Consider the following 20,974-nt stretch of genomic DNA (forward strand, 5'->3'; position numbering starts at 1 on the left):
TTCGCGGCTGATCAGCCGGTTCGCTTCCTTCTCGGCATCGGTGAGTTGGTGGTTCCGGGTGGCCTTGCGGCCGGTGATGATCACGGGGTCGTCGTGGCGGAAACTGGCCAGTCCGACTCCGGCGCCGGACTGGAAGGTCTGCCAGTCGACGAGCACGGTGTGCATTCCTGGTGGCGGGCCAGGGCGTGTACCCCGTAACGGGACAGGCGGACGACGGGGCCGGCTTCGCGCAACTGCCGGTGCAGTGGTTCGGGGTGTGCCAGGTACTCGGCGGCGAACGGGTCGGCGTCACTGATCGGTGGTGACGCGGGGACGGCTGCTGTCTCGGTCATGGCGGCTCCGTGAAAGGTGGCTCGGGGCGGAGGAGTTCGAGGCGACGGTGATCGCAAGTCCGGCAGCACGCGGCTCAGGTCGGCTGCCGGTCGAGAACGCTCAGAGGTCCAGGACCAGGCGGTCGGAGCGCGAGCGCGACACGCAGGGCATCATGCAGTCGCCCGCCGCGCGTTCATGGTCGGCCAGGACCGCGTCCCGGTGGTCGGGGGTTCCCTCCAGCACCGGGACGAGACAGGTGCCGCAGGTTCCCTGTTCGCAGGAGGACGGCACCTCGGCGCCGGCCCGGCGTAGGGCGCGCCGTACGGAGACGTCCGGGGTGACGGTCACCGTACGACCGGTGCGCCGCAGTTCCACCTCGAAGGGCGTCCGGCGCACGGGCTCGGACCGGTCCGCAGCGGTGAACCGTTCGGTACACAGGCTGCGGCCGGGCCAGTGGGCGCACACCTGCCGGACGGCGGCCAGGAGCGGGGCCGGCCCGCAGCAGTACACCTTGGTTCCGGGCAGCGGCTCGCTCAGCCACGCGGCCAGGTCCAGCGGGCCGCACTCGTCCTGGGGTCGAGGTGCACGCGGCCGCTGTAGGCGTGCGTGAGGTCCGCGCGGAACGCCATCGAGGCGCGGGTAGGGCCGCCGTACAGCAACTGCCATTCAACGCGCGTCATTTCGGCTTGCCGGATCATCGGCAGCAGTGGGGTGATCCCGATGCCGCCCGCGATGAACAGGTAGCGGTCGGCCGGCACCAGGGGAAAGTGGTTGTGCGCCCCGCCCACACCCACCCGGTCCCCCGGCATCAGCCGGTCGTGCACGTAGGCCGACCCTCCACGCCCGGCGGGCTCGCGCAGGACGGCGATGCGGTAGGTGTACGGGTCCCATCGGTCGCCGCACAGGGAGTACTGCCGCGTGATCCCGTTCGGCAGCGCGAGATCGATGTGTGCCCCGGGCGTCCAGTCCGGCAGCCGGACGCCGTCGGGGTGGTCGAGGGTGAGGGACACGACGCCGTCCGCGACGACGTCCTTGGCGCGGACCCGCAAGGACAGGGTGGGGGTGGGTCGGGGAACCGCAGGCAGCAGGTTGTGTACGACCACGTTGTCGCCTCCGTCTGTGGAGTGCAGGAAGGATGCGCGTGGCCGCCGAATCAGCGCGACGGCATTCTCACTGAGTAAGAGGCGAAGTTCGTACCGATGTCACACCCCCGTCATGCACCGGCCCTCCTCCCGCCCGGTGGCGTGCCGAGCGCACGGGACACGCCTCGGGCGGCCGTACGCACGACGGGAACGACCGCCTGGGCGCCCGCGTCGTTGGGGATGATGACCGACAGCGCCGCCACCACCTGCCCGTCCGCACCACGCACCGGGCGACGGCACCGAGGGCTTCCTCGTGGACGTAGCCGGGGCGGTAGGCGTAACCCCGCTGCCGGACTTCGGCCAAGGTGGCGCGCAGCCGGGTGGGCGTGGCCGGGGTCGCCGGGGTGCAGGCGGTGAGCGGGCCGGCCAGCAGCCGTTCCTTCAGGTCCGCCGCGCCGTGGGCCAGGAGCACCAGACCGCTGGAGGAGGCGTACAGGGGCAGCCGCCCGGCGATCCGGGTGTAGTTGATCACCGCGTTCGGCGCCGAGAAACGTTCGAGGAACAGCACCTCGTCGCCGTTGAGGACACCCAGCTGCACATGGTGGCCCACCACGTCGTGCACGCCCTCCGTGAACGGCATCGCGGCGTCCCTCAGGGACAGCGCGGGTGACGCCCGAACGGCCAGTTCCCAGAGCCGGACACCGATACGCACCCGGCGGTCGTCGTCCCGGGCCAGGAAACCGTGGGCGACCAGTTCGCCCACGAGCCGGGAGGCGGTGGCCACATGCAGCCCCGTACGGCGCGCGATCTCGGAGACGGTCAGCGCCGGCTCCTCCTGACTGAACGCCTCCAGGATGCGAGCGGCGCAGGAGAGGACCGACTCCTGGTGCGGTGTCTTCATCGTGTGCGTTCCTCGTCTGTGCGGGGCGGTCGGCTCCCTGCCCGCACGGCCGTCTCGCGCAGCAGGATGCGGGCCGCGTCATGAGTGTGCACCAGGTGCCATCACAGCGCTTCACGCAGCCGGCACCGCCCGACACGGCCGATGCCGCCGGCCGCGCCGCCCGACGACCGCCGGCATCGGCACCGGACACGCCTGGATCAAGGCGATGCGTCGATGCCGGTGATCATCGGGGCAGGAGCTGAAAGCTGTCGACACTTCCCGCGCCGAGCACGGCGGAGGGACCTCTCGGAACTCCCCGCCTTGCGGTGCTTCAGTTTCGCCGGCTTGTGCGTGTTCGAGTGGATCTGCCGGCGCACCCGGTGGAGGTGGTCGGCCACGACGTGGTTGACGTTCACCACCCGGACGGCGCCGGGCGGCGCGACAGGCCCCTGTGACGGTTGCAGGTCAAGGGCGGTCTTCACCGTACACCGGCATGCCTCCCGGTCGAAGACCTTGCAGAACATCGTGCACCGTACCGAGCAGGCTTCCCGCCTGCGCTTCTGTGCGAGCCGGGCTGTGGTGGCGCCGCAGACCAGGCACCTGTCCGGACAGCCGTCTCGGGGTCTTCGGGGACTGATGTTGATCGGATGCCGACTTGACTGACGATGCATCAGGGTTCGTGAGGGACATCTCAGAGGCGGGTCAGGGTGTGGACACACGGCTCGTGGCCCCGGGGCCTCAGAGGACGGTCTCCCCGTTGCTGGAGGTGTTGCGGCGGATGAGCAGGCCGCCGTCGGCTCCGTAGAGGTAGTCCGTGGCACGCGCCGCGCCGTTCGGGTCCTCGGTCAGGCGCGCGAGATTGCCCTCGCTGTCCCAGTCGAGCTTCTGTGTGGCGGTCCCGTCGGGGCGCTTGGTGGTGTTGCCGTCGGCGTCGTAGGCGTACTGGGCGGTGGCCCCGGTGCCGGTGGCGGTGGCGGTGGCGAGGAGAGCTTGGGGCTGGGTGACGTCTTCCTTTCAACCAGCGCGTGCGGCAGGTCGAGTGCGGCAGGATGGGGAACCAACGAGACTCCCCTGCCGACGGGTTGAGACTTCGAACACCTCCCCAAACGACACAGCAGCCTCGTGCGTTGCGGGTCCCGCCGCCGTTGCGCCGAGGCTCGGTGGTTGTCACGGCATAGGCAGCCGAAGCTCCACGCAGGGCACGTCTCCCTCCCGGCGCGGCGGTGAGAAGTCCGGGAACCGCTCGAAGGAACCAACACGGGATGAGCTCTGCCAAGAGGCGGAAAGCCGGGGCATCGAAGGACGCCCGTCGATGAGCAAACACGATCTGGCCAAGGCGCTGGGGCGCTCGTAGCTCAGCGTCGCACACAGAGGGCGTGAGCCTGCCGCCGCCCCGGACTTCCGCGTGCCGCCCCGGCTTCTGCAAGCCCGACCAGCCCGGGCTGACTTCAGGAGGATGGGCCGGAAACGGCCGACGGCTGCCGGCGGCCTTCCTCCGCAGCGAGGCCGGGCCGGCGGGGGCGCAAGACCCCCGCAGCGCTGCCCCAGGGTGCCGAGGTCGTCTTCGACGGGGCGAACTCCTTCGGCGTCCACAGAGGTGCGGTCGGGCCGGCCCCGCCGTCGGCCATCTCGATGACCGGCGTGTGCGGCTGCGGCTGCGGCTGCGGCTGCGGACATCGCACCACCGTCGCGGACCCCACCGCCGAGGCAGCCGACCTCTTCGGCAGCGGCTTCACGGCCGCAGCGGTGAAACGGAATACCTCGGCGACATGATCTGGCTCCCGCCGGTCGGCGGGAAGTTCTGTATCCGGCCACGGTCATCGACCTGGCCTTCCGGCGCCTGGCAGGATGGGAGACCGCCGACCATATGCACGCCGAACCCGTCATCGATGCCCAGGCTCCGGCCGCGGAGCTCGTGCGCGAGATTCCGGGCCAACGACCGGCGGGTCCGCGGTCGCACGGTGAGACTTCTGGCGGTTGTGCGGTGCTGGGCCCGCAGGCGAACAGAGGCGGTGTTGTTCCAGGCTCTTCGCCCCCTCCGGTGACCGGATTCCTGCCGAAGCCGCGCGGTGTCGCCAGGCCGCCGCCCGCAGACGCGCGCGAGCCGTTCGGCTCGGGTCGGCGCCGAGCCGAAAAGTCGACCGCCCCCGGGGCGTTGTCGGGGTGGAGGCGGGTACCCGATCAGTCGGCTGCGAGCAGGAGGTGGCGCATGGATCAGGGGTTGGTGCTCCTCGCCGCGTGGGGCCAACTCGCTCTGCTGCTGGCCGTTGGCGTCTACTTCCTGGCCAGGGGACGGTGAAGCCCCGTTCATGGCGTGCCGCCGCAGCCGGTGCGCTGGCCGCCGTGGTGTTGCTGGCCGGCTGCGCGGGCTCGTCGCGGACGGACGAGGACTACCGGCGTAAGGCCGCCAACACGGCGGAGGCGGCCGCTTCCGCCGTGAACACGGCCCTCATCGGCGTCAGGGCCGCAGGGAAGGGCAACGTGACCGGTCCCTACCTCTCCAGCCTCCTCGGGGAGGCCGAGACGGACCTGCTGGCCGCGCAGAGCACGTTCGAGTCCCGGCAGCCACCGAGCGAGCAGGCCGACGCCGTCCGCGACCGGCTCGGCAAGGTGCTCGACGACGCGGCCGACGTCCTGGCCGACGTCCGGATCGCCGCTCGGCGGGGCGTGGTGCGTGATCTGCCCCGGGAAGGCGCGGCCCTACCCGGTGTGGCGAAGCGGTTGGACGGCTTGGAGAAGGAGCTGTCGTCGTGAAGCGCCTGTTCGCCGTCACCCTCGGCATCCTGACCGCGATCGGTGGCTTCGTCGACATCGGTGACCTCGTCGCCTCCTCTCTGGCCGGTGCTCGCTTCGGGTTCTCCCTCGTCTGGGTGCTCGTGCTCGGTGTCGTCGGGATCTGCGTGTACGCGGAGATGGCCGGCCGGGTCGCGGCGGTGGCCGGACGTCCCACCTTCGATCTGGTGCGCGAGCGCCTCGGTCCCCGGGTGGCGCTGGCGAACCTCGTCGGATCGCTGCTGGTGACCGTGCTGACGCTGGCGGCGGAGCTGGCCGGTGTCGCACTGGCGATCGAGCTGATGAGCTCCGTCGCCTACCTGCTGTGGGTACCGGCCGTCGGTCTGGTGGTGTGGCTGGTGATCTGGCGGACGAGGTTCGAGACGATGGAACGCGTCTTCGGTCTGACCGGGCTCGCGCTGATCGTCTTCACCATCGCCGTCTTCCGGCTCGACCCGTCCTGGGGCAGCGTCCTGGCCCGGGTCACGCACCCGGACGTGCCGGGCGGCGAGGGACTGCCGACGTACCTCTATTACGGCATCGCCCTGTTCGCCAGCGCCATGACCCCCTATGAGGTGTTCTTCTTCTCGTCCGGCGGCATCGAGGAGCGCTGGGGCCGCAGGGACCTGATCACCGCCCGGATGAATGCGTTCATCGGTTTCCCGCTCGGCGGGCTGCTCGCCCTGTCCATCATGGCCGCCGCGGCACTGCTGCTGCACCCGGCCGGCATCGCGGTCGAGCACCTGTCGCAGGTCGTGCTTCCCGTCGGTCATGCGCTGGGAAAGGTCGGACTCGGACTCGTGCTGCTCGGCGTCTTCGCCGCCACGTTCGGCGCCGCACTCGAGACAGCGCTGTCCTCGGGATACACGGTGGCGCAGTACTTCGGCTGGACCTGGGGCAAGACCGCCGCGCCGCGCACCGCCTCGCGCTTCCACGCCGTGATCATCCTGGCGCTGATCGCGGGAATGATGCTGATCCTCACCGGCGTGGACCCGATCATGGTGACCGAGTACTCGCTGGTGTTCGCGGCCGTCGCCCTGCCGCTGACCTACCTGCCCATCCTGGTCGTCGCCAACGACCCCGATTACATGGGCTCCTCCGTCAATGGCCGTTTCGCCAACATCATGGGCGGCCTGTACCTCGTCGTCGTCCTCCTCGCCGCGGTCGCCGCCATTCCGCTGATGCTCGCCACCAAGGCAGGACTGTGATGACTCACCACGAAGACACCGCGCGCGACCGGCGCCACGCCGGGCGCACCTACAGTGCCCGCTTCCACCTGCTCGACCGCCAGGTCGTCGACCAACACGAGAAGCCGGTGTGCAAGGTCGACGACCTGGAACTGGAGCACGACGAGCACGGCCGCCCCTATGTCACCGCCGTTCTTGTCGGGCCTGCGGCTCTCGCGCCGCGTCTGGGCGGGCTGCCGGCCCGCTGGCTCGCAGCGGTCCAGCGCCGCCTCAAGGTCGCCCACGACGACGGTCCGGCTCGTCTCGACATCGAACACGTCACCGCGATCGGCGCCGTCCTCACCGTCACGCTGCCGCAGGACCAGGCCGGCGTTCACGCCCTGGAGGAATGGACGCGGGAGAACATCGTCGGGCGGCTTCCGGGGGCGGGTCATGCGTCTGGCTGATCTCATGGGCGCCCGCGTCATCGACTCCAGCGGCCGCCAAATCGGCCACGTCGGCGACGTACGCCTGGTCGAGGAGAAGGTCCTGGCCAGAGGCGGCTCGGGCACGCGGATGCGGGTCGACGGGCTGGTCGTCGCCGTGCGCCGACGGGGCCGGCTGCTGGCCTACGACCACCGGCCCGTCGACCGCCCGCTCCTTCTTGCCCGGCTGGTCGGCCGAGTCGCGGCCAGGGCCCGCTACGCCACCTGGGATCAAGTCGGAGCACACCGGCCTCCCACGACCTTGGGCGAGCGGGGAACGGTCCGGCTCACCGTACGGGGCGAAGACCTGATGCGTCTGCGCGAAGCACACGATGACTGGAACAGGTGACATTGCTGCACGGAAGCGTGCCGGACGCGCCGGCCGGCTCTGATCGACTCACGCGCCGTGTGAGTCGTGTGAGTACCTGGGCCCGAGCCTGACGAATCGCTGTTCGGGTTGGCCCGGGACCGCACCGCCGACCCTGTTCACCGACTTCATCATCCGCCACCACCCCGGCGGCCTTCGTGTACCCGAAACCCCTGCGCTGCCTCAGCGCGCCGTCCTGGACCACGACACTGGCCGGCCCCGGCGGCAACACCGAGCTCCGCCCCCCTTACCGCTCACCGACGGGCACCGGCAACGCCGGCGCCGGGCGACAGCGCAAGGCGTAACGTTGAAGACGTGAGGACGGGGAACGTGACGGGCCCCGCCCTCACCCTCGATTCGCAGCCGATCTCACGGCGATGACGCATCCGGGCGGAAGACGCGTGCGAAAGGGGCGGCGAGGCAGCCCAGGGGAATGCAAGCCGGGCTCAGTCGGTGGACAGGGCCTGCAGCAGGTCGCCGACCTTGGGGTCGGGCAGGGAGCGTGCGACGTCGGCCTGGGCGACCACGCCCACCAGATCGTGCCCGTCGATCACCGGCAGACGGCGTACCTTGTGCTCGCTCATCGTGCGCAGGATCTCTTCCACATCGTCGTCCGCGCCGATGGTGACGGCCTCGCCCTGGGCCAGCTCGCCGGCCGGGCAGACTGCGGGGTCCTTGCCTGCACCGAGGACCTTCACCACGATGTCCCGGTCGGTCAGCATGCCTTTCAGCCGGTTGTCTGTGCCGCAGATCGGCAACGCCCCGATACCGAGGTCTTTCATCTTGCGGGCCGCGTCCAGCACCGTCTCCTCGGCCCCGATGCACTCGGCTCCGCCGGTCATGATGTCCCGCGCCTTCGTCATCACATCTCCTTCGTCGCTGTGCGGCCCCATGCCCGCCGGGCGCCGTTGCGCCCGGTTCGGGGCCACCGTCTCGTTGATAGGGCTTGTGTTCCCAGACCTCGTACGCGATAACGAGATCACCCCGAACAGCCCCGCGCCGGCGCAGCGGGCGGCTCATCAAACGCGCCGCGCAGGGCTCGTCGCACCTCGTCGGGCAGTTCCGCGCCGCCCCACCTCGGCGACGAGGGCGCGCTCGGCGTCCCCGCGACCCAGGGACCCGCCGAACGGGCTGTGCTGCGCATGCTCCGGAACGGACGCGCGCCCGAAGAGGTATGAGGGCTTCGTGACGGCGGTGGCATCGGTCTCGTTCCCGGCACCGGCAGGTCGTCGACCGGCTCGTACTCGCATGGCGGCAGAGGTGACTCGGTGGTTTCGGGTACTTGTCTGCCGACGAAGCCGGGCACGACAGATCCGGCATGGGCCGAGCCGAGGAGGTACGGAATGGGACTGAGGAACCAGGTGGTGGTGGTGACCGGCGCGTCCAGCGGCATCGGACGGGCCACGGCCGAGGCTTTCGCCCGCAAGGGCTGCGCCGTGGTGCTGGCCGCGCGCCGCGAGGAGGCACTGGAGGCGGCGGCGAAGGAGTGCGAGAAGCATCGTGGGGCGCGGACGCTGGTCGTACCGACGGACACGACGGACGCCGCAGCGGTCGAGGACCTCGCGCGGCGGGCGGTGGCGGAGTTCGGCCGGATCGACGTCTGGGTGAACAACGCGGCGGTCAACGCCTTCGGCCGCTTCGAGGACGTGCCGCTGGAGGACTTCCGCAGGGTCCTGGACGTCAACGTGATGGGATACGTGCACGGTGCCCGAGCGGCTCTGCGGGTGATGCGGGAGCAGGGGACGGGCACGCTGATCAACATCTCGTCCATCGTGGGTGCGGTGTCCCAGCCGTACAGCCACCCGTACAGCATGTCCAAGCACGCCGTCCAAGGGCTCGGTTCGAGCCTCCGCCAGCAGCTACGGGTGGAGGGGATGAAGGGCGTTCACGTGTGCACGGTGATGCCCGCGACCATCGACACCCCCCACTTCGAACAGGCGGCCAACTACACCGGGCGCAAGGTGGTCGCCATGCCGCCCGTCTACAGTCCCGAGCGGGTGGCCAAGGCCGTCGTGGACCTCACCCGCCGCCCCCGGCGTGAAGTGGTGGTCGGCCCGGCGGGCCGCGCACTGGTGCGCCAGGCGCGCAAGGCGCCGGGACGCGCGGAGCGGGTGATGGCCCGGCAGACGGAGAAGGGCCACCTCGACCACGACGAAGCGGCCCCGGACACGCACGGAGCGCTGCACGTGCCGGCTGCCGGGGAGGGCGCCGTGCACGGCGGCTGGAACGGGCGGCGGCGCACCGCGGTGCGCAGGACGGCCGTCGTCGCCGCGCTGGCGGGAGCTGCCGTCACCGCAGGGCGCCGGATGGGTCGGGGGCCGGCGGGCGTCTGACCCACAGGCCGTGTGCCGGGCGAGGACCGGCACACGGCCGGATCGGTCGTGACACCCGCGTGGTGAGATGCCGTGGGGCCGGTCCGCTCTCCGAGCGGGCCCCTTTCCACGTGGCCGTCAGTCCGCAGCCCGTGCCGCGCCGTGGACCGGTGCCGGAACACGGACGGATTCGATGACGAACCCGCTGCGTACGCGGCTCGGGATGCGGTTCAGGGGGATCCGCAGGTCCTGTTCGGGCACGTCGTACTCCAGCCGTGCCAGCCGTGGCCCGAGGGCCTCCAGCAGAGCGATCGTGATGTCCTCGCCGGGGCAGCGGTGGCCGGCGGTGCGGTCGCCGCCGCCCTGCGGGACGAGTTCGTCGCGGTGGGGCGGCCGTCCGAGGAAGCGGTCCGGATGGAAGGCGTACGGCTCGTCCCACAGGTCGGGATCGTGGTTCTGCCCGTACAGGTCGAGCAGGATCAGCGCGCCGGACGGGATCGGCTCCCCCCGCCACTCCAGGTCGGTGACGGCGCGGCCGCCGAGGAAGGGGGCGAAGGGGTAGAAGCGCCGCAGCTCGTGGGCGAAGGCCACGGCGTACGCGGGATCGTCCTGGCGCAGTCGCTCCCGGACGTCGGGCCTGGCGCGCAGGGCGTGACCGGCGTAGGCGACGAACCAGCACACCGCCACCGTCGGACGGATGACGTTCAGCAGTTCCACCGCGGCGGTGTGCGGGGCGAGGAACCCGCCGTCTGCGTCCCGGTGCCGGACGATCCCTTCCAGTACCGACCCGTTCGGTGCGGAGACCGTCCCTTCCCGCACGTCCTCCACCAGGCGTCCCAGCCACGCCTCGCACCGGGCCCGCGCCCGGCGGGCCCGCCAGTGGCGTGTTCCGGGCGTGGCGAAGCCGTCGACCATGGCGACCAGGTCCCGGGCGACGGACTCCGAGTCGTCCAGGGGGACCCCGGCCCACTGGCAGACACCTCGGGTGAGCACCCGGCTCGCCTCGTCGAACAGCACGACCGACGGGCGGCCGGGCCACGACTCCACGGCCTCGTCCCACGCCGCAGCGACGCGTTCCACCAGGCCGGCGACCGCCTCAGGGCCGGTGAGCAGCGACAGGAACATCCCCTTGCGTACCCGGTGGGCATGCCCGTCCAGGGTGTGCACGGCTCCATGACCGAACAGCGTGCTCAGCACGGGCCCGGGAAGCGCCGTCCCACGCTCCACATGCCGCTCGTCGTAGAAGAACCGCACCGCTTCCGGGCCGTGCAGGGCGACGGCGTGCTGTCCCATCAGCCGGGCCCGCACGAGAGGGCCGGCGGCACGGCGCCTGCGGTCCGGCAGCCAGGCGTATCCCTTGGCGAGGACGGCGAGTGAGCTGTCGACGATCGGGGCGCGAGGATTCTGATTCATGGATCGTTGGGTCCCCGCCACCGCCCACCGGAAACGCCGGCCTGCTCACGCTCACCCGAACCGGGGGTGTGCTGTCCCTCCGGAAGAAACCGGGCGCCCGCCGGACGCCCGAGTGCGTGCCACCCGCGCCGAAAGCGAACCTCCTCGGTCGCCGGCAGAGGCGCCGGGATCGACGCGCCGCTACGCAGGCGTCCGACCACGGCCGGGCTCCCGTCGCACCGCGCAGATGAGGGCCTGTCGCATGAGTCGGTGCGTCTCCGCATCGGTCGGCCGCATGCGCTCCATGACGGACGGTCATTGCTTCACCAGCGCCACCATCCCTGTGGCCCCCGCTGGTCGCCCTCTCCGTCGGCCGGTGCCGGAGCGGCGCCGTGGTCGGGACGGGTGGTGATGACACGGTCGATACCGGTGATCTCCAGCATGTGCCGGACCGGTGGGCTGGGGCTGACCAGGAACACGCGGCCACCGGCGCTTCGAGCGGCTCGACTGGAGACGAGGAGCCGCGTCAGGCCGGTGGAGTCGAGGAAGGACACTCCGGACAGGTCGAGCAGGACGGTGGGGGCCTCGGCCCGCAGGACGGGCCGGAGTGCGTCGGTGAGACGGTCGGCGGTGTGGTGGTCGAGCGCGCCGTTCACGGTCAGCAGGAAGCTGCCGTCGTGCAGCGGACGGGTGTGCACCTCCAGCGGGTCCGGGTTCTCATCCCCGTCGTCGTGATGGCCGGGCATCGCCTCTCCTCTCCGTCGGTCTCTCGGACAAGGGCCGCGCCGCCGCCCACGGCGCCGTGTCAGGGCGTCAGGTTCTCTTGGTCGGTGTCGCCCCATTCGGCCAGCAGGACGGTGGCGTCGTCGTCCAGTCGCCCGTCGTGGTGGTCCAGGACCGCGTGCGTGAGGCGGCGCAGCGTCTCCTGGACGGTGAGGCGGTCGGCGTGATGGCGTACGACGAAGTCGACGAAGCGGTCGAGGCCGAACAGCTCGCCCTTCCTGTTGCGTGCCTCGACGACACCGTCGGTGTAGAGCAGCAGCCGGTCACCGGGCTGGAGCTGTTCGCTGCGGACGGTCACCGGCAGGCCCAGGGCGACGCCCATGGGACCGGCCGGAGGGCACTGCAACTCGCTCGACCACCGGCCGTCGCGGATGAGGACCGGCAGGTGGTGGCCACGGTTCACCCACTCCAGCCGGCCGGTGGTCAGGTGCAGGTCGGCCAGGATGCCGGTGACGTAACGGCTGGTGCCGAACTGCTCGATGAGGGCTTCCTCCACCGCCTGGCTGGTCTTCACCAGGTCGGCGCCCTGGCGGCGGGCGTTGCGGCAGGTGGCGACCGCCATGTTGGCGGTCAGTCCGGCGGTCGCGTCGTGTCCCATGGCGTCGAATATGGACAGGTGCAGGATGTCGTCGGAGAGGGCGTAGTCGAAGGCGTCCCCGCCGACCTCGTACGCCGGCTCCGACGCGGCCCCGACGGTGGAGGTGCGACCGGCGAAGGCCGAGGGCGGAGTCAGGTGCCACTGCATCTCCGCGGCCACGCTCATCGGCGCCGTACGGATCAGGCGGGCGTAGGAATCGCTGTAGGACCGCTTGCTCAGCAGCAGCAGCGCCACCATCGACGCAAGGGCCCGCAGCGCGTTGCGGACCGCCTCGTCGTCGTCCGCGGTGTCCGCCCGCAGCACGCCGAGGCGCTCGACACCGTCGGTGATCGGCACCCACCACCGCCGCAGGTTCCGCCTGCCCGTCCGGTCCGGTTCCGTGACCAGGTCCACACGCTGGAAGGCCAGGCCGGCCACGGTGCCGTGCACCGTGAACTGCAGGCCGCCCTCACCGGCGTCGGGCCCCCGTCCGGTGACCTGGCGCAGGACCTTGCCCTGCAGGTCCACCACGAAGAAGGCCACCTCGTGAAGGCCCACCACGTCCACGTGTGCGGCCACCATCTCGGGCAGGTCCTCCAGCGCCGCGACATGACTGACCAGCATGAGGTCGGTGAGCGCGCCTGCGACCTTCGCGTATTCGGTCACGCGGTGAACCTCCTCCTGGGCGGGGGCCGCCACAGCCCTTCGGGCACACGGCCCCGCGCACACAGCTTCGCCCTGTCCATGCCCAGCCGCCCACCTGCTCGACAGCCTGTCCTGCGACGGCCCGGGGCATGAGCCGCTCCTTTTCTGCGAACCGGCGGCTTTCCGGCGCGCCCGCCGAGGTCACGGTCCGGGGTCCCAGTGCACTGCGGCGCGCGAACCGGGCCGGGGGCCGTGTACCCGGCACGGCCCGGTACACCGGTCGGGCGCGCTCACCGGGCACGGCGCAGTTGCCGCGTGGTTCCCCTCACGCCCGCGACTTCGGCGGCTGGCCGGTCAGCGACGTGCCTCCGTACTTCCAGGGCGAGGCCGACTACGACCGGCGTGTTCAGCGACTGCTGGAGAGCGGTCTGATCTCGGACACCGGTCAGCCGTACTGGCAGGCCCGCCTCTCGGAGCGGTACCCCACCATCGAGGTGCGGGTTCGGACGTGCAGTTGCGCGTGGACGAGGCGGTCATGTTCGCCGGGTTGTTTCGAGTACTCGAGGAGACCGCCCTGGACGAGGCGGCCTCCGAAGCTCCTGTGCCGGACTGCGCGCCGGAAGTACTGCAAGCCGGAATGTGGCACGCGGCCCCTCATGGTCTGAGCAACGTCTTGATCGATCCGAGAGGCAGCCGACGCCGCGCCGGGGACGTGCTGTGCCAGCTCCCGCGCTACGTCGCTCCCTCACTGGAAGCATGCGGCGAAAGCCGGCAGGTTACGAGTCTCGTACATCGGCTGCTGCACGACGGCGCCGGAGCAGACCGTCAACGACCCGCCCTGACCGACGGCGGTCCGGGGGAGGCCATCAGCCTGATCATCAGCGAGTGCGGCACGCCATGACCCCCAGCCGACCACGGCGGATTCCGGGGGACGGAGACCTCGATCTCGGGGTCCGGCGATCCAGTGCCCAGTGAATCAAGGCTGCTGGTTGCGTTCCACAGGGCCCCAGGGGCCAGGCTGCTCCTCGATCACCCTCGTCGCCTCGCCAATGACCGCGTCGGCGACCCATGCCAGCGGCTCGACGTGAGTCACCAACGGCTCATTGTCGGGACCGCGTCCGTTTTCCCGGCCTCGCAGCAGCCATGGCCGCACGCCGCCCCCTCGGCGACGAGGCAGGTGACAGTAGTCGTACAAGCGGCGAGCGACCCAGATCCGTACGGGCCGGTCACGCCACCAGGGCTCGACGTCCAGCGAATTGGCGGACAGCCCGGGAAGAGACACACCTGTGAGCTCGTCTCGACTGGAGGTGTCGCGCAGGTCCGTCTCCGGTCCAAGCGACCAGCGGACGTACAGGCGATCCTGTCGACGGACCCTTTCGGCGACCTCGTCGAGCGTGTGCAGAGTGGTCAGCGCGGTGATCATGCACGTCCCGCGCAGTGCCCGTCCATGACCGACACTCTCACCTACTGGGGATGGTCCGGACGCTGCGCGGGCGGTGTGCCACCGCCTTCGCCGCCACCTTTGTCGCCCCGATCCGTTCCGTGGGCCCTGTCCCCGTGCTCCGACTCCTGCGACGCTTTGAGCTCCCGGCTGTCCTGTGGGGTGCTCGCACCTTTGTCGCTACGCCGTATCTCTGGTTGCTGTGGATTCGACATCGCACTCCGTCCTCACGCTTTCGGACATCGGCAGACATCCGCGCCCTGCCGTGCGGTGGTCCGGGTAACCCAGCCCTTCCGGCGTCAAACGTCAGACACCCGCGAGGTACAGCGGTATAGAGGGAGCCGCCCACAGGGCGGGCCACGGCTCACGCCCGCGAGCCGGCCATGCCGGGGAAGCGCCGGCCCGGCGGACCTCTCCACGAACGCTGAGCGACAAAGCCCACTACCGGATCGCGAAGTCGCTCATAGCAGGACGTCACGCCGAACAGGAGCCGATCGGCGCGCAACCCAGCCACAGGATGTGCCGCAGGGGCCGATGGGCATGCCACCCTTCACCCCCGCTGGGGCCGGGCGCGCCAACATCGCTCCTGACCTGTAGGAAGGGTGTCCGATGAGCGCGATCGGTTCCTGGGATCTGGAGGATGCCTTGACCATGACAGAGCAGCCCGGTCACCTGGTGGAAGAGGGCACCGCCTGCTGTCCACACCACGACAGCGACGGTCCGCAGGCCGGTGGACGGGTGCCGGAAACGTCGCGTGAGCGCGTCAACCGCCGCTGGAACGAGGTCCTGCAGGAAACGCGGGTACCCAGACGGGCGTGCAGATCCTCTTCGGCTTTCTGCTCGGTGTGGCCTTCACCCCCTGTTCCGTGAGCTGGAAACGGTGGACCGTGTTCTTTACGTAGAACAACGGCCGTCGCCGCATGGGGCTCGCGAGCGGCTGGCCGTCTACAAGGGCGAGCTGACGGCCGGGTCCGACAAACGTCGGCGGCTACCGGGTCACGGCCCGTATCCCGCGGAGCACCGTATGAACAAGGACCGGCCACCGCTGCGTGCCGTCATCGCTGACGACCAAGCTCTCGTACGCACCGGTTTCAAGATGATCCTGGCCGCGGACGGCATCGAAGTGACGGCCGAGGCGGCCGACGGGGCCGAGGCTGTCGCAGCGGTCCTCCGTACGCGGCCCGACGTCGTCCTCATGGACATCCGGGTCTGCGTGTCGGAGGACGGCGGCCGGCGGCCGACTGCGGACGACGAGCGCGCTGCACATGTCCTTCGAGGTGTGGTGGGACGGAGGCGTACCGGCACGCGCCGAGACCGAGTTCGCGTGGATCTCCGACCGGGCCTACGCCCGGGTGCGCGGCGACCGCCGCCATGTGGACTGGGGAGCCTGGCCGGTACCGGCGCCGGTGGACGCCCGGCTGCTGTCCCGGCCCTCCCCGGCGGACGTGATGCTCTCACCCGGGACCGCTGGCACCGCCGGCTGCTGCGCAACGACCCCGGCAACCACCTGATGTTCGACCATCCCGTCGACCATGTGCCGGGCCTGGCCCTGCTGGAGGCCGCCGACCAGGCGGCCCGCGCCCTGCTTTCCCCGGCCTCCCTCGCGCCCACTGCGATCGAGGCCACCTACTGGCGGTACGTCGAGTTCGACCAGCCGTGCCGGATCGAGGCCGAATCGCTGGCCGAGCCGGGGTCCGTCCGGGTCACCGGAGTCCAGGAGGGCGAGCCCGCCTTCCGCGTCGACTTCCGCACGGGCGGCTGACGTCCGGGCCGGCCGGCCCGAGTACGTACAGGGCCCGGACCGGTCCGCAGGGCCGGGAGTGTCCGTGTCAGCGCGTCGTCGAGTCGGTGCGTCTGCGCGTCACTGCATCGCGGCGACGGCCTCCGTCTCCGCACTGCCCTCCTTCTGCTCCTTGGGGACCCAGCGCAGGGCGAGGACGCCCAGGGCCAGGCAGAGCAGGCTGGCGACGCCGACCGCCACGTGCAGTCCCGTCAGGAAGGCGTCCTCGGCCTCGGCGATGTTCGCCGCCGACAGTCCCGGGGTGTCCAGCGTCTCGTTGAGCGTGTCCGCCGCATCCGGGCCGCCCAGCCGGAAGCACAGCGCCGCGAGCGAACCGAGCAGCGAGATGCCCAGCGCGTTGCCCAGTTCGTTGCTCATCTCCGCGATCGAGGCGGCCGACCCGGCGCGTTCTGCGGGCACCGCGGCGACGGCCGTGTCCGCCACCAGGCTGAAGGAGAAGCCATAGCCGACACCGGTGACGACGGAGGAGGCGATGAACGCCGCCACGCCGTGCTCGGTGGTCGTCAGCAGCAGGAGCAGCAGGCCGACGCCCATGAAGAAGTGCGAGGCGATCAGCGCGGACCGCATGCCGATCCGCTCGACGACACCGCTCGCCCCGATGCACGCGGCGGTCAGGACGGCGGCGCCCGGAAGCACCAGCAGAGCTGCCGCCGGCACGCTGTAGCCGAGGACCGACTGGAGGTAGATGCCCGTGAGGTAGCCGGCGGCCGCCCAGGCGACCAGGGAGAGCAGGCCGGTGAGGATGGCGACGGTGAAGACGTGGTCCTTGAAGAGCCGCAGGTCGAGGAGCGGGTACTCCAGGCGGAACTGGCGGCGCACGAACCACACCAGGATCGCCAGGCCGACCACTCCGGTGACGGCCTGCGTCGAGGAGAAGCCCTCGGCCGCGGCCGACTCGACCGAGTAGACGACCAGCAGGATGCCGACGGCGGACAGGACGACGCCGAGGGCGTCGACGCGGCCGGGATTGGTGGTGCGGACCTCGCGCAGCAGTACCGGCGCGAAGGCGAGGAACAGCACGACGACCGGGGTACTGGCCCTGATCGTCCTCTCAGCGGCCTTGGTACTGGTGCTGTGGCTGCCCCCGCGTCTGCGCTGGATCCGCCGCGCCGCCACCACCCGACGCCTTCTTGACGACGTCGGCGGCGCCGACCTGCTCGCGCTGCGCGCCCTCACCGGACCGCAGCGCGGCCTCGCCGCGATCTCCGCCCCGCCGGGCGGTCTCGCCGACGCCTGGCGCCGGGGGGACCAGCAGGTCATCTCCGAGTTGTCCGAGGTCGCGCTCAGGCGGGCGGGCCTGCAGCCCTGACCGGCGTGACCCGCTGCGCCGACTGCGGCTGCGCGCGCCCTTCAGGCCGCTTCGGCGGACAGTCGCCCGACGTGGACGGCGTCGACGAGTGCCTGGTGGTCGCGTTCGTTCTGGTCGGCGTAGCGCTCGGCGAAGGTCGCGAGCGCCCGGTCGAAGCTGTCGCCGCCGCCCAGGTAGGCGGCGATGGCGATGCGGTCGCCGGATCTCGCGTGCGCCCGGGCCAGCGTCGCGCCGCACAGCGCGCCGAAGGTGCGCATGCCGCGGGGCACCATCTGCTCGGCCTCGGCGACCCACTTCCAGTCACGCAGTTGCCGCACGTAGAAGTCCCGGCGTCGGCCGTCGATGCCCTCGACGCGCTCCCAGCCGAGGAAGATGTCGCTGGTGGCCTGCATCAGCCGTTGCCCGGCGACCACCCGCTCGCCCTGTGTCCGGTACGCGCTCGCCCCGGCGTAGGGTGCCAGCACCGACTCGTCGGCCTCCTTGGCCTGGAGGAACAGCGGATCCTCGCCGTCCTTGCCGAGCAGCAGCACGATCCAGCAACGGGTGCCGACACTGCCGACCCCGACGACCTTGCGCGCCATGTCGGCCATCCGGTACTGCTCCAGCAGGAACCGCCGGTCCGACTGGAGAGTCTGGCCGTAGCGCTCGATCAGGGTGCGGAGCTCGTGTTCCACGGCACCGCGCTTGTCATCCGGCAGCAGGTCTTCGAGACGGGTGATGAGCGGTGGGTCGGGGGCGATGCGGCGCCTGCCGTCGACGACGTGGGTGAGCTTGTCGAAGACCTGGAGGGTGTCGTGCGACCGTGCCTTGGTCACGGCCTGCGCCCACCGTTCGCGGCCGCGCGCGGACAGGTCGGCCGCGAAGCGGTCGCGTACCCGGTCGACGTCGAACTGGGCGTACCAGACGGCCAGGTTGCCGAGTCCGGCGAAGGACCGCATGCTCTCGCGATAGGACCGCACGGTGGCCAGGACGATCGAGGCCCGCTGCTTGGTGCTGAAGCCGTTGGCCCGGCCCGCGATGACGAGGCTGGTGGCCAGGCGCTTGACGTCCCACTCCCAGGGTCCCGGCAACGTCTCGTCGAAGTCGTTGATGTCGAACATCAGGCGGCGTTCGGGTGAGGCCAGCAGTCGGAAGTTCAGCATGTGCGCGTCACCGCACAGCTGGGTCCGAAGTCCCGACGTCGGGGTGTCCGCGAGATCCGAGGCCATGATGGCGGCCGCGCCCCGGTAGAAGCGGAACGGTGACTCGGACATCCTGCCGTAGCGGATCGGCACGAGTTCCGGCAGCCGGGTCTTCGACTGCTCCGCGATGATCTTCAGCGGGTCCGGCCGCTGTGGCCCGGGCGCGAACTCGGCGTGGCTGGAGCGGGGCGCGGCGGCCCGCGCTGCCTTGCCGAGCGCGGCCCGTTCCTGCGGGGTGTGGTGCCGCACGTCGTGTCCGTCCAGTTGATTGTGGGTCGTGGTCATGCGGCGGCTCCGTGAGGTGGTCTCGCCGAGGGCGGTGGCGATGGCTGTCGGACGACACCGGGAACAGCTCTCGGAGCATGCCTGGATCCCGTGTGCCGGGCCGGGGTCAGTGGAGGATCTTCTCCTTGGCCCGCCGGAACTCCTCGTCGGAGATGTCTCCCCGGGAGCGGATGTCGGAGAGTTTTGCCAACTGCTCCGTTTCGCTCGCGCCCCCCGCGCCCTGGCCGGCGGTGGTGCGGATGTAGTCGTCGAGCGCCCGCTGCTTGGCCTGGGCGTGTTGTGTCTCACGCCGGCCCATGTCCTTGCCGCGGGCCAGGACGTAGACGAACACGCCGAGGAAGGGAAGCACGATCACGAAGATCAGCCATCCCGTCTTGGCCCCTCCGCCAAGCGTGTCGTCACGGAAGATGTCACCGACGACCCGGAAGAGCAGAACGAACCACATGATCCACAGGAAGATCCACATGGTGGTCCAGAAGGCGCCGAGGACCGGATAGTCGTAGGCCAGATTCATGTCGCCGCTTCCTCTTCCTCGCCTGCGTCGTGCAGGGGGAGACCGAAGGCTTCACCGATGCTTCGGGCGGCGGACACCACACGGGCGCTGCCGACCACCGGAGCGATGGCCACGAGGGTGCCCTGGATCCGCTCCAGGGGCACGCCGAGTTCGTCGGCCGCGCCGATGTTGAGCAGATACGAGGCGGGTGAGGCGTCCATGGACACCAGCGCCGCGATGCGCGTCAGCAGGTACGTCTCCGGGTCCAGCCCCGACCGCTCGAACGTGTCGAGCGTCATCTGGACGAGCGTCTCGAACACGGGGGCGTCCGCCTCGGCAAGGGCACTGACACCGCCTGTCCCCGTCATTTCCTCGGTCATGGTCCGGCTCCTTCTCTGAGGGCGTTGCGGTCCTGCTCCTGTACGACTCCAGTCGATCCCCGCCCGCCCGGCACGTCATCCCCCGCAGCGGGTGATTCGGGTCCGGCGCCGGCCCTTGGCGTCGCGGCCGGAGTGCCGGCCGGTCGGCGCGGCCGTCAGTCGACGATGAACCAGCCGCTCACCTGCGCCTCGTGGTCGACGTACCGTTCGCCGGAGACGTCGACCACGACCTTGTCGATCGTGCCGCCGGTGAACGGGAACGGTCCCTGGTGATCGGGCGTCACGGGCGACGCGTCGTCGCGGCCCACGCAGATCCCGTCCCCGACGACACAGAAGGAACCGGGCTGGGTGACGATGTCGTCGCTGCCCACCTCCTGGTCGTCCACGTAGAGGGTGAGGGTGCCCTCGGCGCCGGGCATCTCGGGGTCGGCGCTGCGGCCGTTCGCCGCGAACTCGGCCGTGAACACGTGGGTGCCCGGCGGGATCTCCCGGTCGGCGTCCACGACCTGCAGGTGGGTGCCGACCCAGTTGTACGCGTAGTGCAGGCGATGGTCCTTGGCGTAGAGGCTGTGGCCGCCCGCGACACCGCCGTGGGCGTACAGCACGCCCTCGGCGTCGACGGACCCGACGTCGATCCCGGCGGCCACGGTGTACGACCGGCCGCTGGTGACGACGCCGGACTGCTCGGGCACCGGCGCGGAGTCGGGGTAGTACACGTGACTGTCGCGCTCGGGAGTTCCGTGCGGGCGCTCGGCCAGGACCTGTTCCAGGACGGTGCGGTCGTCCAGCGGCAGCCCGTCGTGGACACCCGCGTTGTAGTACCGGAGGCTCTTGAGGGTCTCGAGCCTGGCCGGTTCCCGCGCTGCCAGGTCCGTCGACCGTGCGCGGTCGGTGTCGTAGAGCTCCCACACGTCGAGCGCGAAGTCGCCCCAGCCGCTCAGCGGCGGATGCACCGTGCAGGCGAGCCGTCCTTCGTGGTGGATCGACCGCTGTCCCGGCATCGCGTAGAACTGGGTCTGCCGTCCCGGCGCTCCGGGGTCGGTGAGCGAAGCCCTGAAGCTCTCGCCCTCGATCGGGTTCTGCGGGTAGCCCTTGATCACCTCGGGCGGCTCGACGCCGAGGAGGTCGTACAGCGTGGGGACGAGGTCCACCGCGTGGACGTACTGCCGGCGGACCTCTGCCCGGGCTTCGATCCCCGCGGGCCATGCCACCGGGCACATGTCGGCCACGCCGCCCTCGTGGCCGGCCCAGCGCTTCCAGAACCGCTCGAAGCCGCACCCCAGGGGCCAGCGCCCCTTGTAAGCGGCCATG

The 20,974-nt window shown here is 70.9% G+C and carries 20 protein-coding genes and 4 pseudogenes; 11 read left to right on the top strand and 13 right to left on the bottom strand.

Annotated features, from left to right (window positions below; translation table 11 throughout):
• Positions 1-432: 432 nt before the first annotated feature.
• The 3 genes and pseudogenes from AB0N31_RS33445 to AB0N31_RS33455 form a co-directional block, all read right to left on the bottom strand.
• Positions 433-1,367: pseudogene (locus tag AB0N31_RS33445) on the bottom strand (PDR/VanB family oxidoreductase).
• A 115-nt stretch (positions 1,368-1,482) separates the two neighbouring features.
• The gene (locus AB0N31_RS33450) at positions 1,483-2,295 is read right to left on the bottom strand and encodes an IclR family transcriptional regulator (protein WP_366062263.1); all 813 of its coding nucleotides are present in this window, start codon (positions 2,293-2,295) and stop codon (positions 1,483-1,485) included.
• Positions 2,292-2,424, bottom strand: a pseudogene (locus AB0N31_RS33455) (LysR family transcriptional regulator); the annotation flags it as partial. The gene AB0N31_RS33450 and the pseudogene AB0N31_RS33455, both read right to left, overlap by 4 nt.
• Before the next feature lie 2,145 nt (positions 2,425-4,569).
• On the opposite strand from AB0N31_RS33455, the gene AB0N31_RS33460 reads away from it, so the two are divergent.
• From AB0N31_RS33460 to AB0N31_RS33475, 4 genes are read left to right on the top strand one after another with little or no spacing between them, the layout of a single operon-like run.
• Positions 4,570-5,028 (top strand): hypothetical protein, encoded by a 459-nt coding sequence (locus AB0N31_RS33460; RefSeq protein WP_366062264.1) that lies wholly within the window; start codon positions 4,570-4,572, stop codon positions 5,026-5,028.
• A complete protein-coding gene (locus AB0N31_RS33465; RefSeq protein ID WP_366062265.1) occupies positions 5,025-6,254 on the top strand; it encodes a divalent metal cation transporter in 1,230 nt (409 codons plus the stop codon). Before AB0N31_RS33460 ends, AB0N31_RS33465 begins: the two co-directional genes overlap by 4 nt.
• Complete coding sequence (locus AB0N31_RS33470; protein WP_366062267.1) at positions 6,254-6,679, top strand: hypothetical protein; 426 nt, start codon at positions 6,254-6,256, stop codon at positions 6,677-6,679. The genes AB0N31_RS33465 and AB0N31_RS33470 overlap by 1 nt, the downstream gene beginning before the upstream one ends.
• A complete protein-coding gene (locus tag AB0N31_RS33475; protein ID WP_366062268.1) occupies positions 6,666-7,046 on the top strand; it encodes a hypothetical protein in 381 nt (126 codons plus the stop codon). Before AB0N31_RS33470 ends, AB0N31_RS33475 begins: the two co-directional genes overlap by 14 nt.
• Positions 7,047-7,510: 464 nt before the next feature.
• Here AB0N31_RS33475 and AB0N31_RS33480 read toward each other — a convergent pair whose 3' ends face one another.
• Positions 7,511-7,927, bottom strand: a complete 417-nt coding sequence (locus tag AB0N31_RS33480) for a CBS domain-containing protein (protein WP_366062289.1) — start codon at positions 7,925-7,927, stop codon at positions 7,511-7,513.
• Between the two features lie 480 nt (positions 7,928-8,407).
• Here AB0N31_RS33480 and AB0N31_RS33485 point away from each other — a divergent pair, with 480 nt between their 5' ends.
• The gene (locus AB0N31_RS33485; RefSeq protein ID WP_366062269.1) at positions 8,408-9,397 is read left to right on the top strand and encodes an SDR family oxidoreductase; all 990 of its coding nucleotides are present in this window, start codon (positions 8,408-8,410) and stop codon (positions 9,395-9,397) included.
• A 117-nt stretch (positions 9,398-9,514) separates the two neighbouring features.
• On the opposite strand, the gene AB0N31_RS33490 is transcribed toward AB0N31_RS33485, so the two are convergent.
• From AB0N31_RS33490 to AB0N31_RS33500, 3 genes are all read right to left on the bottom strand, one after another.
• Positions 9,515-10,789 carry a cytochrome P450 gene (locus tag AB0N31_RS33490; protein WP_366062270.1) on the bottom strand — a complete coding sequence of 425 codons (1,275 nt, stop codon included), beginning with the start codon at positions 10,787-10,789 and terminating at the stop codon, positions 9,515-9,517.
• Between the two features lie 302 nt (positions 10,790-11,091).
• Positions 11,092-11,514, bottom strand: a complete 423-nt coding sequence (locus tag AB0N31_RS33495; RefSeq protein ID WP_366062271.1) for an STAS domain-containing protein — start codon at positions 11,512-11,514, stop codon at positions 11,092-11,094.
• A gap of 59 nt (positions 11,515-11,573) precedes the next feature.
• Entirely contained in the window at positions 11,574-12,794 is a 1,221-nt protein-coding gene (locus AB0N31_RS33500) for a PP2C family protein-serine/threonine phosphatase (RefSeq protein ID WP_366062272.1), read from the bottom strand.
• Between the two features lie 487 nt (positions 12,795-13,281).
• On the opposite strand from AB0N31_RS33500, the gene AB0N31_RS33505 reads away from it, so the two are divergent.
• On the top strand, positions 13,282-13,674 hold the full coding sequence (locus AB0N31_RS33505; RefSeq protein ID WP_366062273.1) for a hypothetical protein: 393 nt from the start codon (positions 13,282-13,284) through the stop codon (positions 13,672-13,674).
• A gap of 75 nt (positions 13,675-13,749) precedes the next feature.
• On the opposite strand, the gene AB0N31_RS33510 is transcribed toward AB0N31_RS33505, so the two are convergent.
• Positions 13,750-14,196, bottom strand: a complete 447-nt coding sequence (locus tag AB0N31_RS33510; protein WP_366062274.1) for a DUF6098 family protein — start codon at positions 14,194-14,196, stop codon at positions 13,750-13,752.
• Positions 14,197-14,865: 669 nt separating this feature from the next.
• Between AB0N31_RS33510 and AB0N31_RS33515 the strand changes: the two are divergent.
• From AB0N31_RS33515 to AB0N31_RS33530, 4 genes and pseudogenes are all read left to right on the top strand, one after another.
• Positions 14,866-15,115 (top strand): annotated as a pseudogene (locus AB0N31_RS33515) (DUF6328 family protein); the annotation flags it as partial.
• Between the two features lie 123 nt (positions 15,116-15,238).
• A pseudogene (locus tag AB0N31_RS33520) lies at positions 15,239-15,424 on the top strand (response regulator); the annotation flags it as partial.
• Between the two features lie 55 nt (positions 15,425-15,479).
• Complete coding sequence (locus AB0N31_RS33525) at positions 15,480-15,725, top strand: hypothetical protein (protein WP_366062291.1); 246 nt, start codon at positions 15,480-15,482, stop codon at positions 15,723-15,725.
• On the top strand, positions 15,725-15,976 hold the full coding sequence (locus tag AB0N31_RS33530) for an AfsA-related hotdog domain-containing protein (protein ID WP_366062290.1): 252 nt from the start codon (positions 15,725-15,727) through the stop codon (positions 15,974-15,976). Before AB0N31_RS33525 ends, AB0N31_RS33530 begins: the two co-directional genes overlap by 1 nt.
• A gap of 99 nt (positions 15,977-16,075) precedes the next feature.
• Here the strand turns inward: AB0N31_RS33530 and AB0N31_RS33535 are convergent, their stop codons facing one another.
• Positions 16,076-17,035, bottom strand: coding sequence for an MFS transporter (locus tag AB0N31_RS33535; protein WP_366062275.1), 960 nt, complete (start codon positions 17,033-17,035; stop codon positions 16,076-16,078).
• Positions 17,036-17,075: 40 nt separating this feature from the next.
• Between AB0N31_RS33535 and AB0N31_RS33540 the strand changes: the two genes are divergently transcribed.
• Positions 17,076-17,324, top strand: a complete 249-nt coding sequence (locus tag AB0N31_RS33540; RefSeq protein ID WP_366062276.1) for a hypothetical protein — start codon at positions 17,076-17,078, stop codon at positions 17,322-17,324.
• A 41-nt stretch (positions 17,325-17,365) separates the two neighbouring features.
• Here the strand turns inward: AB0N31_RS33540 and AB0N31_RS33545 are convergent, their stop codons facing one another.
• The 4 genes from AB0N31_RS33545 to AB0N31_RS33560 all read right to left on the bottom strand — a co-directional run bounded on the left by AB0N31_RS33545 (position 17,366) and on the right by AB0N31_RS33560 (position 20,973).
• Entirely contained in the window at positions 17,366-18,790 is a 1,425-nt protein-coding gene (locus AB0N31_RS33545) for a DUF2252 domain-containing protein (protein WP_366062277.1), read from the bottom strand.
• A 106-nt stretch (positions 18,791-18,896) separates the two neighbouring features.
• On the bottom strand, positions 18,897-19,304 hold the full coding sequence (locus AB0N31_RS33550) for an SHOCT domain-containing protein (RefSeq protein WP_366062278.1): 408 nt from the start codon (positions 19,302-19,304) through the stop codon (positions 18,897-18,899).
• The gene (locus AB0N31_RS33555) at positions 19,301-19,663 is read right to left on the bottom strand and encodes a carboxymuconolactone decarboxylase family protein (RefSeq protein WP_366062279.1); all 363 of its coding nucleotides are present in this window, start codon (positions 19,661-19,663) and stop codon (positions 19,301-19,303) included. Before AB0N31_RS33555 ends, AB0N31_RS33550 begins: the two co-directional genes overlap by 4 nt.
• A 155-nt stretch (positions 19,664-19,818) precedes the next feature.
• Entirely contained in the window at positions 19,819-20,973 is a 1,155-nt protein-coding gene (locus tag AB0N31_RS33560) for a hypothetical protein (RefSeq protein ID WP_366062280.1), read from the bottom strand.
• Between the last annotated feature and the right edge of the window lies 1 nt (position 20,974).

Origin of the sequence: Streptomyces sp. NPDC051051 (assembly GCF_040682975.1) — a bacterium.
GTDB lineage: Bacteria > Actinomycetota > Actinomycetes > Streptomycetales > Streptomycetaceae > Streptomyces.

Bases quoted from the DNA above. Each gene is read 5' to 3' on its own strand.
- AB0N31_RS33480 (WP_366062289.1), bottom strand. From the start codon at position 7,927: ATGACGAAGGCGCGGGACATCATGACCGGCGGAGCCGAGTGCATCGGG.
- AB0N31_RS33495 (WP_366062271.1), bottom strand. From the start codon at position 11,514: ATGCCCGGCCATCACGACGACGGGGATGAGAACCCGGACCCGCTGGAG.
- AB0N31_RS33550 (WP_366062278.1), bottom strand. From the start codon at position 19,304: ATGAATCTGGCCTACGACTATCCGGTCCTCGGCGCCTTCTGGACCACC.
- AB0N31_RS33555 (WP_366062279.1), bottom strand. From the start codon at position 19,663: ATGACCGAGGAAATGACGGGGACAGGCGGTGTCAGTGCCCTTGCCGAG.
- AB0N31_RS33490 (WP_366062270.1), bottom strand. From the start codon at position 10,789: ATGAATCAGAATCCTCGCGCCCCGATCGTCGACAGCTCACTCGCCGTC.
- AB0N31_RS33450 (WP_366062263.1), bottom strand. From the start codon at position 2,295: ATGAAGACACCGCACCAGGAGTCGGTCCTCTCCTGCGCCGCTCGCATC.
- AB0N31_RS33485 (WP_366062269.1), top strand. From the start codon at position 8,408: ATGGGACTGAGGAACCAGGTGGTGGTGGTGACCGGCGCGTCCAGCGGC.
- AB0N31_RS33510 (WP_366062274.1), bottom strand. From the start codon at position 14,196: ATGATCACCGCGCTGACCACTCTGCACACGCTCGACGAGGTCGCCGAA.
- AB0N31_RS33545 (WP_366062277.1), bottom strand. From the start codon at position 18,790: ATGACCACGACCCACAATCAACTGGACGGACACGACGTGCGGCACCAC.
- AB0N31_RS33530 (WP_366062290.1), top strand. From the start codon at position 15,725: ATGTTCGACCATCCCGTCGACCATGTGCCGGGCCTGGCCCTGCTGGAG.
- AB0N31_RS33525 (WP_366062291.1), top strand. From the start codon at position 15,480: ATGTCCTTCGAGGTGTGGTGGGACGGAGGCGTACCGGCACGCGCCGAG.
- AB0N31_RS33560 (WP_366062280.1), bottom strand. From the start codon at position 20,973: ATGGCCGCTTACAAGGGGCGCTGGCCCCTGGGGTGCGGCTTCGAGCGG.
- AB0N31_RS33475 (WP_366062268.1), top strand. From the start codon at position 6,666: ATGCGTCTGGCTGATCTCATGGGCGCCCGCGTCATCGACTCCAGCGGC.
- AB0N31_RS33470 (WP_366062267.1), top strand. From the start codon at position 6,254: ATGACTCACCACGAAGACACCGCGCGCGACCGGCGCCACGCCGGGCGC.